Genomic DNA, 14,889 nt, shown 5'->3' with positions numbered 1-14,889 from the left:
TTCCGCTACTTCTTCTTTTGTTTGGCCTGTTCCTTGGCCTGTTCGCGCAATCGGTCCTCTTCTTCCGGCGTCAAGAGACGGTACGCTTTCGCGAGTAGGTGAGCTTCAAGCACGACCGCGTTTTCTGTCAGCTTGGACGAACTTATCTCGATTTCCTCGAAATTCACGATACGTGACAAGTTATCGACCTTGGAGAAGAAGTCCGCCAGTTCCCGGTAAGTTCCCCGGACTTGGATTTCGATCGGTATCTCGGCGACTTGCTCCTTTAGGAAAGTCGGCTCCCTGGGGTTAAACAGAACAAAATCCAAACCGGCCAGTCTTCCGACCTCCGTGATATTTCTCATTAAATCGACAATTTCACTCTTATCCGGCAGCATTTGGGACAGCCGCTCGTATTCCGCTCTAGCCTTGTCCAATTTCTGCTCGAGCTGGGCCCCGCCCTTTGCTTTCTCTTTGAAGATCTTGTAGGCGTCATCCAAGCGTTGGATGTCGTCTCCGAGGGTCATCTGCTGAGTCAGAATCGGCTGGTAGACCAACAGATAGAACAGAGCTGCAACTACCACTACGGAACCCGCCAGGATAAGCAGTTTGACCCGAAAAGGCAGTTTTTCCAGGAATTTCGTTCCGCGCTGCGCCATTATCCTTCGTCCCTCACCACAAACGTAACGGTAAACTTCATCACCTTGATCGCATTCTGGTACAGCAGATCAGTCGAGCCGGAGGGCCCTGCCTTTATCCCGCTGATCTTGTCGTAGTCCTTATGAAACCGCTCAAAGTGCGCGCTGATGATTCCCTCTGAAATCGTAAAGCGCGTTTCCTTGCCCCAAATCAGGTCCCACGAGTTGGGGATGTAGCGCAACTGGGACTGAATGATCTTGACCGATTCAAAGATCGGCACCGTTTCAAGTCGTTTCACGTACTGGGTGATGGTTTCGTTGTCGGTAGCCATCCCATTGAGACGTACCCCCGCGCCCCGCATATCCAAGCTCAGAAAGAAGACCCGGTCCGGAATAAGAGAGGTGCTGAGTTCATCCAAGAGGCGAATCGGAACGCTGCGTTTTCGCGCAAGACTGAAGATGAGTTCCTGCTTCTTCTCGATGTATTTCCTGTTTTTCTCCAGCTCCTTTTGCGTTTCCACTATACGCGTCAGTTCCTTGGAACGGGCCTGGGCCTGTTCCTCCTCCAACCGCAGAACGGCCGTCTTCTCGGCGGCGTTGCGGTACAGGAGAAAACAAACCGCCACTGCCATCGTCATGGTCAACAGGTAGACCCATACTTGAAGGCGGAGGTTTTCCCTTCGCTTCTCGAGCTTCCTTGGTGATAAATTGATGCGGATCAACTGTCTCCCACCTTTCTCAAGGCCAAACCCACACTGACGGCGGCGATAGGCGCTATGCTTTGGAGATAGTTGGGATCGATCTTCTTCGGATCCGAAGTGATGTTCAAGAAGGGGTCGAACAGGTCGACGTCCACTCCGATCCGATCCTGCAGGAACCGCGAGAACCCGGGCATAAGAGCGCAGCCCCCCGCCAGGAGTATTTTCTGGATGCGCGCGTTCTTGTTGGATCTCGTTACGAAATCGAAAGCGCGCTTGATTTCAAGAGACCAACTCACCGACGCTTCTTCGAGAATCCGTTTCAACACATCGCGCTGACCGTCGGGTGCTTCGGCGGTCAGCTTTATACGCTCGGCCTCGGCGGCGTCCACACGGAAGCGATCCTGGATCTTCTGGTTGATTGTTTTCCCGCCTTGAGCCACCTCGCGCGTGAATATGGAAACGCCTCGTTGAACCACATTGATCTTCAGTTGACTGGCGCCGATGTCGATCAAAGCGATGCAGTCTTCTTCGTAGGGATAGTTCGAGTCATACGCATTTTCGAGTGCGAACATATCAACGTCTATGACACCGGCGGAAAGACGGGCAAGATTCAGCAGATCCACGACGGCCTGGACGTGTTCGTTACGAGCCGCTACCAGGATCACATCAGTGGACTCCGGCTTTTCCTTGTTCGGTCCGACAATGTGCACATCCATGGTGACGTCCTGGGCGCCAAAGGGGATGTGCTGCTCGGCCTCCCACTGGATATTGGCCATCAACTCCTTCTTGTGCGCATAAGGAAGTGATAGCTGTTTGATAATTACCGAGAATCCCGAAATCGAAGTTGCGACGTCTTTGGGACTGATCTTGAGGTTTTGGAGAAGCGTTCTGATGTGTTGAGCGATCAAATCCTGGTTCGTGGTTCGGTCTTCGAACTCCGTACCCGGGGGTAGTTGTAATAGACCGAAGTCGACCAGCTTTATTCCTTCGCTTCCAATCTTGAGTTGGCAGGCCTTGATGGTGTGAGAACCGATGTCCAACCCCACCAAGCTCTTCTTTGAGCGAAAAAGTGCCATGAACTAGTTTTCTCCGAAAACCGTCCCCTGGTCATCCAGGCTATAGCCCAGGGCTAGAAGGATCTTGCGTTTGGTTTCCATGCGACAGCTGTACCCCTTTTCGATGCGGTCGATCGTAATGGGAGAAACGCCCGCTTTGCGCGCGAGTTCCGCCTTGCTCATCAGCAGTTTTTCGCGAGCAGTTTTGACCCGGTTCTTCGACATGGCCACTTCCTCCGCCCATCAATTAAATGCGTTTTAAGCGCTATTAAACACTATTTACTTAATTCTGTCAAGTTTTTTTATACATATATATAATTGATATTAACTTATTGGTAATCGCGCATCGTTTTTGCGCTTGCTAAATCAAACCTCCCCTTTTACAATACGACGTTCGTGCGGCCGACAGCAAAATCCCAATGTGGTTGAGGATAGTCTCATACATGAAAGCTTCCGAAGCAAAAGCAAACCCGGAAAAGGTGGAAACGCAGGTTGTGAGGAGCAGTGCGAGGGAATATACAGAAGCCATTGCAACTGCCATCATTCTGGCGCTCATCGTTCGAACTTTCTTCTTTCAAGCCTTTAAGATACCCTCCGGATCCATGAAGCCGACGCTGCTCGTGGGCGATCACATTCTGGTGAACAAAATTCAGTACGGGATTGATGTTCCGTTTCTGAACAAACCGATCGTGGAGTTCCAAAGGCCAAGACGGGGGCAGGTTGTCGTTTTTATTTACCCGGTCGATCCGAGCAAAGATTTCATCAAACGGATCATAGGGCTGCCGGGGGACCAGGTTCGAATCGTCGACAAACAGATATACATTAACGGTAAGCCTTACGCCGATCCCCATGCGGTGAGAGGGGATCCCGCCATCAAACCCGGAGATCGGGATAACTTCGGTCCGGTTACGGTCCCGGAAGACTGCTACTTTGTTATGGGCGATAACCGTGATTTCAGTTACGACAGCCGGTTCTGGGGCTTTGTCGACCGGGACGCACTGAGAGGCAAGGCATTCATTATTTATGGCTCCTGGACGTTGGATCCACCGTCGTTCGCTTGGAATCGAGTACTGAAAAGGATTCACTGACGGCCGGAGCATGGGGGGTCGAACGAGGGAATCCGGACCTTTGTAGGACAGTTCAACGGTTTTCTTAAAAAACAGAACCTTACGCCTGGTACGGGGGCGCGGACGCTTCGGGATTCGGCTGAAATATACCTTGACTGCCAAGGACGAAACTGGTATTTAATTAAAAGCAATCCCACCATTTGTCTTAAGACCAAGACGCTATGATAGGAATCCGATCAAAATGAATGTACGCCCCCCTGGCTGTAAAGCGGGGGGGTTTTTTTTGAAGTAAGGATGCCATGTCGTCTTTTGAAAAAACGCATCTTTTGGGAATCAGGGATCTGTCTCGAGAAGAAATTGAGACGATCATACGCACGGCGGAGAGTCTTAAAGAGATTTCTGATCGAGACATCAAAAAGGTCCCGACCCTGCGCGGTAAGACGGTGGTGAATTTCTTTTACGAGCCGAGCACGCGAACCCGGATGTCTTTCGAGATCGCGGCAAAGCGACTTAGCGCAGATACGGTCAGCCTGTCGGCAAGCACCAGCAGTATGGTGAAGGGCGAGACTCTCATCGACACGGTTCGCAACATCCAGGCCATGAATCCGGACGTTCTGGTCATGCGGCATTCGATGAGCGGAGCGCCCCACATGGTGGCACGCCGGATATCGGCCTGCGTAGTCAATGCGGGTGACGGGCGTCATGAACATCCGACCCAGGCGCTGCTGGATCTGATGACCATCAAAGCGCACAAGGGGCGTATAGAAGGGCTCAACGTGTCTATAGTCGGTGATATCGCCAACAGCCGCGTGTGTCGTTCGAACGTCCTCGCCTTGACCAAGATGGGCGCTCGTGTGACGGTGGCCGGGCCGCCCACCATGATTCCCCGCTTTATCGGGTGCCTGGGCGTGAAAGTGACGGATAAACTCGATCAGGCCGTACGGGATGCGGATGTCATTATGATGCTGCGTCTGCAGTTGGAGCGTCAGAGTGAACCACTGTTTCCAACACTTCGGGAATATGCCAGGGAATACGGTCTGAACGCCAAACGTCTGCTCGAAGCCAAGGAGGACGTGCTGGTGATGCATCCCGGCCCCATCAACCGGGGCGTCGAAATCACGCCGGACGTGGCTGACGGACCCTCGTCCGTGATTTTGGATCAGGTCTCGAACGGGGTCGCCGTCAGAATGGCGGTTTTATATCTTCTGTTGGGAGGCAAAGCGGCGTGAGACTAGTTGTTGCGGACGGCACGGTGATCCATCCCATTTCCGAGCGTATGGAAAAGGTGGATCTGCTCATCGAGGAAGGAAAGATCAAGGCTTTCTTAAGCATCGAGGATGCCGGATCTCTCAAGGACTCGGGATCCGCGGAGATCGTCGACGCCGGCGGGCTCTGGGTGGCGCCCGGCTTGATCGACATGCACGTTCATTTGAGGGAGCCAGGGGAGGAATACAAAGAAACCATACGAACCGGCACCATGGCTGCCGCGGCGGGAGGGTTCGTGGCGGTTGCATGCATGCCGAATACCCATCCTGTGAACGATTCACGATCCGTTACCGAGTATATCCTTCAAAGGGCCGCTGAAGGTGGATTTGCCCGCGTCTATCCCGTAGCCGCCGTGAGCGTGGGGTCACGAGGAGAGCAACTGTCCGAATTTGGAGACTTGTCCCGGGCCGGGGCCGTGGCCTTCAGCGACGACGGCCGGCCGGTGTCCAGCTCGAGACTGATGCGCAGCGCCCTCGAGTATGCGAGGGCGTACGACAAACCGATCATTTCCCATGCGGAAGATCTTGGATTGAGTGAAGGCGGATGCATCCACGAAGGCGAAGTGTCCGCAATGACCGGACTCAAGGGCATACCCTCTGAAGCCGAAGAAATCATGGTGTATCGGGATATCGAGTTGACTCGATTCACCGGCGGGAAATTGCACGTGGCTCACGTGAGCACGGCCGGATCCGTGCAGTTGATTCGTCAGGCCAAAGCCAGGGGGATTCGCGTAACCGCGGAAACGGCTCCGCACTATTTTACATTGACGCATGAGGCCGTGGCTGAATTCGACACGAACGCCAAGATGAACCCCCCGCTCCGAACCGCTGAAGACGTTGAAGCCATCCGGTTTGGACTGAAAGACGGTACGATTGACGCCATCGCCACCGATCATGCGCCTCACTCCGTGATAGAAAAGGATATTGAGTTCGAACTGGCCGCCAACGGAATCGTCGGTCTCGAAACCTGCGTGGGCTTGGCCCTCCAACTCGTCAGAGAAGGAGTCCTGAACCTGTTTCAAGCTCTTCGGGCTCTTTCGTCGAATCCCGCGCGCATATTGGGCGTCGCCGGAGGGGCGATCGAATTGGGTGGAGTGGCGAATTTGACATTGCTGGATTCGAATGCACGCTACACGGTGGATCCGGAAACCTTTTTTTCACTGAGCAGGAACACGCCGTTTGGAGGCAGGGATCTTCAAGGCAGAGCGGTGATGACTATTTTGGAAGGCAAACCGGTCAGAATAAAGGGCGTGGCTCGGTAACGCCCACATCCCCGAAGTTTTCAAATCTGGATAGAGGCGTTTGTCCGGCACACCCGGCCCTTCGCTCAGCAGGATGAACTCATGGCCAGAATTCTTGTGGTAGACGACGACCAGAGCATGAGGGAACTGCTTGAGATTCTCCTCTTGCAGGAGGGCTACGACGTCGATTGCGCTCATGGCGGCGGGGAAGCCATATCGAAGATCGAGAAGTCCCCCTACGACGTTATCGTCTCGGACATACGAATGCAAAAGGTCGACGGATTGGAGGTGCTTCGTCGGGCGAAAAAAGTGCACCCGGACGTAGGCGTGGTCATGATCTCGGCGTACGCATCGCCGGAAACGGCTGTGGAAGCCATGCGCGAGGGCGCTTACGACTATTTTCCCAAGCCCTTTAATACCGAACGGTTGAAGGAAGTCATCGCCCATATTATCCGGGAACGCAAGGAAACCGTTCCCGCCGCTCCCGACCTTCATTCGGAGCAGGGCTTCGGCAGGATTATCGGTATATCGCCCCAGATGCTGCGCATCTATGATCTGATCCGTCGGGTGTCGAAAACCGACAGCAACGTGCTGATTACCGGCGAAAGCGGAACGGGGAAGGAGCTGATCGCACGGGCGATTCATGAAGAAGGACTGCGAAAGGATCGGCCGTTTATCACCATAAACTGTGGGGGCATTCCCGAAAACCTGTTGGAAAGCGAGCTGTTCGGATACAAGAAGGGCGCGTTTACCGGAGCTGCGTCGGATCGGATGGGGCTCCTGGAAGCCGCCAATACCGGGACCTTTTTCATGGACGAGCTGGGTGAGCTGTCTCCCGTGATGCAAGTGAAGCTGCTCCGAGTTTTGCAGGAGCGCATGTGCAAGCCGTTAGGCGGTGTTCGGGAAGTTCCCCTGGAAATTCGTTTTATCTTCGCCACCAATAAGGACTTGGAACAGGAAGTCATTAGAAGGAATTTCCGTGAAGATTTGTTCTTCAGGGTAAATGTGATTCAAGTCCAGGTGCCGCCACTGAGGGAGCGGAAGGAAGACATACCTCTGCTTGCGGAGTTTTTCCTGAAGAAATATTCGCGTCAGCAGGATAAGAATATTCGTAAGATCTCTTCGTACGCATTAGAAATCCTGAAGGATTACAATTTTCCGGGGAACGTCCGGGAGTTGGAAAACATTGTCGAAAGGTCGGTAGCCCTGGAGAGTTCGAACATCGTTTTACCGGAAAGCATGACCCTCTCCCATTACAAACAGATCAAGGAGGCCGGGGAAGGGGACACGCCTTTTCATGACATTCCGGACGAAGGAATCAACTTGGACGAGATTCTGGCGCGATACGAGGCGGATTTTGTGACAAAGGCGTTGAGCAAGACACACGGAAACCGCAAGAGATGCGCCGAACTGCTGGGCATCAACCTTCGCTCTCTCCGTTATCGAATGGAGAAGCTGGGCCTGAAAGGGGACGACGACTAGAAACGCTGTTCAATTCCGTACCGAAGATCCGGTTCCGGACTCTCGAACGAGCCTGCCGGGAAACCAATTCCAGAGGCCGAATGAAGTAAATCCGAGGCAGGGTCCCGGAACATCCCTATCCTGTCCCTTCGGGAGGCGGTCCCAGCAAGTTCAAGGGCGACCGCTCCTCTTGTGAATATCCGGTCTTATATCCAAACTGTTCTTCCAGAATCTCTTGCACTTCCTTATACAGCGTTCGGAGAGGAATGTGCGCCGGGCAGGCTTCGCTGCAGAGCCCGCAGTCGATGCAACGTCCCGCCATGTGTACGGCCCTGGTCAGATGAAAAATCGGATTGCTGGGCGGAAGATCCGGTTTGTGCATGAGCTGTTCGTCTTCAAGGGAGCACTCGTTACAGAAACACATAGGACACACGTCCCGGCATCCATAGCACTTGATACACCGGTCAAAAGCGGCCCTCCAGTACTGAAATCGGTCGGTCAGGGGCAGTTGCCGGATCTGCGCCACGCTCTTATTCCTGAATCCTTTGACCGGATCGCCCGCCACCAGAGCGTCGGGATACGGCTTTGCGCATTCGCAATACTCGGCCAGTTCCCGGGGACAGCTGACCCCGATGGGTATCACTTTATCCGGCTTGAGCTGATTCCATTTGAAGATCTCGTTCAGACCCCGTTCGTCGCATCCACGGACAAAAATGGAAAAGGTTTTCTCCGGAAAAGCCTTAGCCAGGCGAATGAGCACCTGATTGAGGGGATAACGACGGAACCCGTGAAACTCATTTCCTTTGTCACCCACTGGGGAGTCCGCATGCCCGATGGATAGCCGGTCCAGTTCGTCCGCACGGGTGAACAGATAGGGCCGGATGTGACCGCCTTCCTTGATCAGACCTACGAACCCACTGATGCGGTTCTGTTCCAGCAACTCACGGACGCGATTCTTGATCTGCTCGAGCATCTGGTCCCCCTTTTCAGGCAGCCCGCGATTTAAGGGGAGAAGGGCCGAGCCGGCGAACCTGCTCTACAAATCGGGTAATATAATGGACGAATTCAGGGCCCTCCGCGGACGAGATCCATTGGACCCGAAGCCGTTCCGACATGATGCCCGTGAATTCCAGAAGTTCTTTCATAAATGCGACTCGCTTGCGAGTCATGAAGTTGCCGTACATGTAATGGCAATCCCCCAAGTGACAACCGCCGATGAACACGCCGTCGACACCCCGTTGAAAAGCCCTCAGCACGTGATGCGCCGAGATGGTGCCGCTACACATCACCCGGATAACCCGGATATTGGTCGGATACTGCAATCTGCTGACACCTGCCAGGTCTGCTGCGGCGTATGTTCACCACGTACACATCATGGCCAGAATGATGGGCTCGAAAGCGTCTTCGGACATTGCCAATTCCTCTTCGTTGGATTAGTCGTCAGCCAGAACCTTGTCGATCTGCGCGTAGAGCTGTTTCGGTGTAAACCCCATGAGCTGAATGCTTTGACTGGGGCAGGTGGCGGCGCACGCGCCGCATCCTTTACACAGTACCGGATTTACCTTGCAAACCCCTTGTTCCGGATCAAACGAGATGGCTTGGTATGGACATGTTTGAACACATCCCAGACATCCCGCACAGGATTCCGGATTTACGAACGCCGTGATGCCGCTTGTGTAAAGATGTTCTTTGGACAATAGAGTGGCCACTCGTGACGCAGCCCCCAAACCCTGGGCGATGCTTTCAGCCAGGTTGGCCGGATACCTTGCGGAGCCGCAGAGGTATAGGCCTTCCGAAGCAAAATCCAGAGGCTTGAGCTTCACGTGGCCCTCGAGAAAGAAATTGTTGGCGTCCAACGGCACCCGCAAGAGCCCTGAAAGGCGAGGTGCGTCTTCGTTGGCCACCATAGGCGTGGAGAGGACCACGAGGTCCGCCGGGAGTTCCAACTCCTTGCCCAGAAGCTGGTGGAAGATCTTTACGTGTTCGCTTTTCACCTCCGGGGGACGGCCCACGTCGTAGTACATGAATCGGACGCCGGCTTCTTTGGCTCTGCGAAGCATTTCCTCGTTGGAAACGCCGTACATCTGCAGATCCCGATACAGTATGGACACATGGGTATCCGGGAACAAGCTGCGGATTTCGAGAGCGTTCTTGACGGCAATCTGACAACAGATGCGCGAGCAGTAGGGTCGCTCCCGTACGCGGGCGCCGACGCACTGCACCATGACGACGTTGCGGGGAACCGGCTCAAGGCCATCACTCAAACGCCGCTCCAACTGCATCTGGGTGATGACCCTTCGGCCGTCGTACCCGTAGACCCCATCGGGAGGTTGGAGCACCGTAGCACCGGTGGCGACGACAAGGGCGCCGACCTCATAGGTGCGGGCGCCGCCTCTGCCGGATACGCCCACTTTGAAATTGCCTATGTAGCCATCCACACTCTGTACTTCGGCGTCCGTGAGCACCGTGATACGGGCGTCTTTGCTCACGCGGTCCACGTGTTCTTCGAGCAGGGTCCCGGCATCCTTGGCGCCTGGATAGATCTTGCGGAGCTGATTCAGCAATCCGCCCAGCCTGTTCTGTTTTTCCACCAGAATCACCGGGTATCCCATACCTGCCAAGGATTCGGCCGCGGACATGCCGGCAACGCCGCCGCCGATCACAAGGGCGCTGTGGCTAACGCTCAGTTCTATGGAATCCAACGGGGTCAGCATTTCGGCCTTGGCCACACCCATACGAACGAGGTCCTTGGCCTTCTCGGTCCCTTTTTCTCTTTCCTTCATGTGCACCCACGAACACTGGTCGCGGATGTTGACCATTTCGAAAAGGTACGGGTTCAGTCCGGCTTCCTTGCACGAATTCCTGAACAACGGCTCGTGGGTTCGAGGTGTGCAGGAGGCGACTACTACCCGGTCCAGCTTCTGTTCGATGATGGCGTTCTTGATTTCGTTGATTCCGCCTTCCGAGCATGTGTAGAGGTTTTCCCGCGCGAGAACCACGTTCGGCAGCGTCCTCGCGTATTCCGCCACCGCGGGAACATCCACGTAGCCTGCAATGTTTGATCCGCAGCAGCATACGAATACGCCTATTTTCGGTCTTGGTTCCAAATTGGGCACATCCGTTCTCACTGTCTCAGGTTCTCGTCAAGCAGCGGCCTTCCGGCTCAGAACCACCTCGGCGGCTCGCGCCGCAGCGCTCGAGGCCTGGGCCACGGATTCCGGAATATCGATGGGGGATTGGGCGCACCCGCAGGTGAAAACGCCCGGCACGCTGGTATCAACCGGATGGGTCGAATCGGACTTGATGAACCCGTAGGCGTCCAGTTCGATACCCAACATCTCCGCAAGTTCCTTTGTTCCTTTGGACGGCTCGCAACCCGCAGCCAGGATGACCAAGTCTACGGGCAGATTCTTCACCTTGCGTTCCCGAGTGTCCTCGTACCAGACAACCGGCTGATGATCCTCGGATTCGGTGATCTCCGCGACTCGCCCGCGGACATAGGTGATCTCGGAGTCCTTTCCGCCCCTTATTTTGTATTCCTCGAAGCCTTTGCCCACAGCGCGGATGTCCATGCCGAAAATATATGACTGCGTGTCCGAATTGTGTTCCTTGGCAATGATGGCTTCTTTGATGGAGTGCATACAACACCAGCCCGAGCAGTATGCATTGAACCGGAAGTCTCTGGAACCCACACACTGTATGAAAGCCAGTTTGTTGGCGTGAGAGTGCTCGACTTTGTGTTTGAGCGCATCTCGGGCGATGACGAGGTCCTGATGCTCCTTATGAAGTTCCGACCACCGGACGACATCGTCCTGAGTTTCCAGCTTGCCGTCCGCCAGGCGATCGAAAAAGTTTTCCGAACTCATCTCATACTTCTTTTCGAAGGAGTCCAGGCTCTCGGCGAGCTTCACAATCTGTTTATCGAGAGAGCGGCAGGCCTCTTCGGCCTGCAGGTCCGAGGGGCGGACCACATGTCCCGACGTGGGGCCGCTGGCGCTCAACAGGCGTTCGAATTCGATGGCGGTCACCACATTGGGAAACCTGCCGTAGCCGTATTCGGGGATTCTTCCGGCGTCAAAGAGATCGTAACCGGTTGCCGCAATGACAGCGCCGACTTTCAATTCGAGGATTCGGTCCGATTGTTCGAAGTCAACGGCCTTGGCCTGGCAGACCTTAGCGCAGACGCCGCATTTCTTTCCCTGAAATTGACGGCAATGTTCCGTATCGATCGTGAACACGGACGGGATGCCCTGGGCGAAGTACTTGTAGATGGCTCGCCGGTGGGCCAAATTCATGTTGTAGGCGTCCAATACGGGGGTCGGACATTTCTCCGCGCAGGTCCCGCATCCGGTACATTTGCTCTCGTCGACGTAGCGGGCTTTCCTGCGGACTCTCACGGTAAAGTCACCTGCTTCGCCCTTAAGCTCTTCCACCTGGCTGTAGGCCAGCAGGTTGATGTTGGGATGCCGACCGGCATCCAGTAATTTCGGAGAGAGGATTCAGATGGCGCAGTCGTTGGTGGGGAAGGTTTTGTCGAGTTGAGCCATCTTTCCCCCGATACTCGGGAGTTTCTCCACCAGGTGCACCTTAAGACCCATGTCCGCGAGGTCCAACGCCGCCTGGATGCCGGCAATACCCGCTCCGACGATGAGTATGTCGCGACTCACGATTTCGCCTCCTGACTCAGTCTATGGTCCTTGGTTACGGTATCACGGCCTGTTCCGCCACCAGGTCGAGGAGTTCTTTTGTCCGCACCTCCAGTTCGAACGCGTTAATGGTGCAATTGAAATGAATGGCGCATTTGGGGCACGACGTAATCACCGTACCGGCCCCGGTTGCCCCGGCTTCCTTCAGTCGGTCGAGTTGGATGGCTTTGGAGTAACCGGAGCAGCTCTGCCAGGCGCTGGCGCCGCAGCACACGGCGTTTTCCCGGTTCCGCTCCATTTCATTAAAGGTGATGCCGGGAATGCTTCGGATAATTTCCCTCGGCGCATCATAAATACCGGCCATTCGGCCCAGTCGGCAGGGGTCCTGATAGGTGACCGTTTCGTCCAATGGGTTGAAAGACAGGCTGTTTTCTTTAATTTTCCGACTTAAGAGTTCTACGATGTGAACCACTTCAAATTCGAGGTCGCCGAAATACTGGGAGTAGTAATGCTTGAAAGTGTGGTACCCTTCCGGGCAACTGAACACGACCTGCCTGGCTCCGGAAGAACGTATCAGGTCGATATTTCGCCGGGCTAGTGTCTTAAAGAGGTCCAGATTTCCGTTCCAGAGCGCGTCGTGGCCGCAGCAGCGCTCTTCGTTGCTGACAATCGGTTCAACGCCCACCAGGTTCAGCAGACGCAGGGTGTTGCGAGCACCTTGAATGGAGCCTGCCTTGATGTCACGGAAAATCACATCGAAGTAAGGCCTGCACCCCACGAAGTAGAACGTATCGCTATGCTCGGAAACCTTGCCGTCCACCCAGGAGATTCGATTCTGATGGATCTCCTTGGAGTGCATGGCCATGATGGTCTGAAGCATGCCGTTGTGGGCCGGTACGCCGTGAAAGCCCGTCTTCTGAGCCTCGTCGCGAATGAGTCGAATGAATTCAGGAAAATTAATGCTGGCCGGACATCGTTCACTGCATCGCGCGCAGGTAAGACATGCCCAGATGGTTTCGTCGTTCAGCTTTTCGAGTTCATATAAAGACCGTTCCACGATCAGACGTGGAGAGAACGTGTCCGATACTCGACTGACGGGACAACTGCCCGTACATACGCCGCAATCCAGGCAGAAATACGTTTTGGTTTTCTGAACGATGGGATCGATGACATTCATGTCAAGCGGCCTTTGAGATTGACGGACCCAGCTTGTAAATCGTTTCGGTAAACCCTTTGATGATCTGGACAAATTTGGTGCTTTCGGACGCGGAAAGCCATTCCATCCCAAGCCTCTCGCGTTCGAACCCCAGGATGTCCATGAGCTCCCAGGTCATCCGGATCGCATTCTGAGCTTTTTCATTACCGTCCAGGTAATGGCAAGTGCCGAGGCGTCAGCCGCTCACGAGCACCCCGTCGGCGCCGAGGTCAAAAGCCTTGAGAATGAAATTGGGATTCATCCGCCCGGTGCACATAATATGGATCAGACGGATATTGGACGGGTACTGCATCCGGCTGACTCCTGCTAGATCCGCTGCCGAATAGGCGCACCAGTTGCAAGCGAACATCAGAATTCTAGGATAAAAGGGAACGTCCATGATCAGATTCCTGGTGTCGGTGGGTTGAACTGCAGATAAACATGGCAGTCGGACACGCTCCCAACCGCCTTGGAAGCTCCGAGACGCATGAATCTAATACCGGTAGCGTGCATCAATATACCCAAAATCACTCCCGATGAAAAGTTATTTTGGGTTTCCATTCACCGATTATGCCGGCGTATCCGTGAAATCTTTCACTTATAGGCGATTAATGGGCCTGATATCGGCCTAATCCCACAAAAACAAAGTGGGATTCACCTATCCGGCTTATTTAAACTTGAGCCGGCAATCACTTTTGAAACCTCCTTCACCCGAAAGTGTGGTATTCTCTTCTCGCATTATGATCCTTTCGAACTCCACGTCCGGTACAAGACCGGCGATGAAGCCGGGTCAGCCTGGGGACAGCCGCGTATGCACATCCGTAAATGCTTCATGGGCCGGACCATGGCGATGAAAGCACAGGATCGAGAGAGATCCTGTCCGGATGAGCCGACCGGCAACCATCACGACGTTCCGGACAACCGCACGAATGCGGCGGCGTTTTGCCGAATCGCGCACGATCCGGATAACCCCGAAAAGCCCGAACGGACCGATAATAATCAGAATACGATTCGCCGTGCCCACGCACCTCAGCGCTCGCGCATCCACGGCGAGCTTACCCTACATCTCCTGCTCCCTTTCAAGATCAGTCTCGATTCCGCTGGATCTCTCTGTACCCGTCTCACGCTCCCTCTACTTCCGAATCACGTGTTCCTCTCGATAGATGATGATGATCTATCCGGCCTCTGCCTGTTGAGTGAAGTCGCAACGGAGAAGTCCGTTGCTGGAATTGCATAAATTATCAGTCACTTACATCCTGATACTAGTAAACGAACGGTATTCGACACACAGATTCCTGCGTGAATCCGACAGGCTTCGGAGGCTTCGAGGGGAACATTTCATGCTTTTCTCTGTATTTTTGTATGTCGCTTTAGTTATCTTTGGAATCGGTATTTGCGTCCGGCTGGCATCGTGGTTTCGGTACCGAATAGGGAATGAAGCTCAGGCAATTACAGCTTGGGAGAGGATCTCTTCCGCTGTTTCAGGTCTGTTTCGAGTTATTTTCAGCGCTAAGATAGGTACGCTTATTAAGGTATTCTTCCTGGACGTTCTGCTCCAGCGAAAGGTGCTGAAAGAAGATGTCGTTCGATGGATCATGCACATGTGCATTTACGGCGGTTTTACCTTGCTGTTATTGATGC

Annotated in this window: 17 protein-coding genes; 5 read left to right on the top strand and 12 right to left on the bottom strand. The window is 54.3% G+C overall.

What is annotated here, in order from left to right:
- Positions 1–5: 5 nt before the first annotated feature.
- From pilO to HY788_01030, 4 genes are read right to left on the bottom strand one after another with little or no spacing between them, the layout of a single operon-like run.
- Positions 6–638: a type 4a pilus biogenesis protein PilO gene (gene pilO, locus HY788_01045; GenBank protein ID MBI4772763.1), complete on the bottom strand. Its 633-nt coding sequence runs from the start codon at positions 636–638 to the stop codon at positions 6–8.
- Entirely contained in the window at positions 638–1,339 is a 702-nt protein-coding gene (locus HY788_01040; protein MBI4772762.1) for a PilN domain-containing protein, read from the bottom strand. The genes pilO and HY788_01040 overlap by 1 nt, the downstream gene beginning before the upstream one ends.
- A complete protein-coding gene (gene pilM, locus HY788_01035) occupies positions 1,336–2,394 on the bottom strand; it encodes a type IV pilus assembly protein PilM (protein MBI4772761.1) in 1,059 nt (352 codons plus the stop codon). The genes HY788_01040 and pilM overlap by 4 nt, the downstream gene beginning before the upstream one ends.
- A gap of 3 nt (positions 2,395–2,397) precedes the next feature.
- Positions 2,398–2,598: a helix-turn-helix domain-containing protein gene (locus HY788_01030; protein ID MBI4772760.1), complete on the bottom strand. Its 201-nt coding sequence runs from the start codon at positions 2,596–2,598 to the stop codon at positions 2,398–2,400.
- Positions 2,599–2,816: 218 nt separating this feature from the next.
- Between HY788_01030 and lepB the strand changes: the two genes are divergently transcribed.
- The 4 genes from lepB to HY788_01010 all read left to right on the top strand — a co-directional run bounded on the left by lepB (position 2,817) and on the right by HY788_01010 (position 7,428).
- Positions 2,817–3,461, top strand: a complete 645-nt coding sequence (lepB, locus tag HY788_01025) for a signal peptidase I (GenBank protein MBI4772759.1) — start codon at positions 2,817–2,819, stop codon at positions 3,459–3,461.
- Between the two features lie 278 nt (positions 3,462–3,739).
- Positions 3,740–4,669, top strand: a complete 930-nt coding sequence (locus HY788_01020; GenBank protein MBI4772758.1) for an aspartate carbamoyltransferase catalytic subunit — start codon at positions 3,740–3,742, stop codon at positions 4,667–4,669.
- 47 nt (positions 4,670–4,716) lie between these two features.
- Positions 4,717–5,967 (top strand): dihydroorotase, encoded by a 1,251-nt coding sequence (locus tag HY788_01015; protein MBI4772757.1) that lies wholly within the window; start codon positions 4,717–4,719, stop codon positions 5,965–5,967.
- A gap of 81 nt (positions 5,968–6,048) precedes the next feature.
- Positions 6,049–7,428, top strand: coding sequence for a sigma-54-dependent Fis family transcriptional regulator (locus tag HY788_01010; protein MBI4772756.1), 1,380 nt, complete (start codon positions 6,049–6,051; stop codon positions 7,426–7,428).
- A gap of 115 nt (positions 7,429–7,543) precedes the next feature.
- On the opposite strand, the gene HY788_01005 is transcribed toward HY788_01010, so the two are convergent.
- The 8 genes from HY788_01005 to HY788_00970 all read right to left on the bottom strand — a co-directional run bounded on the left by HY788_01005 (position 7,544) and on the right by HY788_00970 (position 13,648).
- Positions 7,544–8,380: a 4Fe-4S dicluster domain-containing protein gene (locus HY788_01005; protein MBI4772755.1), complete on the bottom strand. Its 837-nt coding sequence runs from the start codon at positions 8,378–8,380 to the stop codon at positions 7,544–7,546.
- Positions 8,381–8,393: 13 nt separating this feature from the next.
- Positions 8,394–8,819 carry a hydrogenase iron-sulfur subunit gene (locus HY788_01000; protein MBI4772754.1) on the bottom strand — a complete coding sequence of 142 codons (426 nt, stop codon included), beginning with the start codon at positions 8,817–8,819 and terminating at the stop codon, positions 8,394–8,396.
- Positions 8,820–8,840: 21 nt separating this feature from the next.
- A complete protein-coding gene (locus HY788_00995) occupies positions 8,841–10,523 on the bottom strand; it encodes a CoB--CoM heterodisulfide reductase iron-sulfur subunit A family protein (protein ID MBI4772753.1) in 1,683 nt (560 codons plus the stop codon).
- 27 nt (positions 10,524–10,550) lie between these two features.
- Positions 10,551–11,804 carry a CoB--CoM heterodisulfide reductase iron-sulfur subunit A family protein gene (locus HY788_00990; protein MBI4772752.1) on the bottom strand — a complete coding sequence of 418 codons (1,254 nt, stop codon included), beginning with the start codon at positions 11,802–11,804 and terminating at the stop codon, positions 10,551–10,553.
- Between the two features lie 102 nt (positions 11,805–11,906).
- Positions 11,907–12,074 (bottom strand): FAD-dependent oxidoreductase, encoded by a 168-nt coding sequence (locus HY788_00985; GenBank protein MBI4772751.1) that lies wholly within the window; start codon positions 12,072–12,074, stop codon positions 11,907–11,909.
- 34 nt (positions 12,075–12,108) lie between these two features.
- Positions 12,109–13,230 (bottom strand): (Fe-S)-binding protein, encoded by a 1,122-nt coding sequence (locus HY788_00980; protein ID MBI4772750.1) that lies wholly within the window; start codon positions 13,228–13,230, stop codon positions 12,109–12,111.
- Between the two features lies 1 nt (position 13,231).
- A complete protein-coding gene (locus tag HY788_00975; protein MBI4772749.1) occupies positions 13,232–13,423 on the bottom strand; it encodes a hydrogenase iron-sulfur subunit in 192 nt (63 codons plus the stop codon).
- A gap of 21 nt (positions 13,424–13,444) precedes the next feature.
- Positions 13,445–13,648: a hydrogenase iron-sulfur subunit gene (locus tag HY788_00970; GenBank protein MBI4772748.1), complete on the bottom strand. Its 204-nt coding sequence runs from the start codon at positions 13,646–13,648 to the stop codon at positions 13,445–13,447.
- Positions 13,649–14,059: 411 nt separating this feature from the next.
- Here HY788_00970 and HY788_00965 point away from each other — a divergent pair, with 411 nt between their 5' ends.
- Positions 14,060–14,485, top strand: coding sequence for a hypothetical protein (locus HY788_00965; GenBank protein ID MBI4772747.1), 426 nt, complete (start codon positions 14,060–14,062; stop codon positions 14,483–14,485).
- Positions 14,486–14,889: the final 404 nt, after the last annotated feature.

This window comes from Deltaproteobacteria bacterium, from assembly GCA_016208165.1.
Taxonomy (GTDB): Bacteria; Desulfobacterota; Desulfarculia; order JACQYL01; family JACQYL01; genus JACQYL01.
This window is presented reverse-complemented; position numbering and strand designations above follow the sequence as displayed.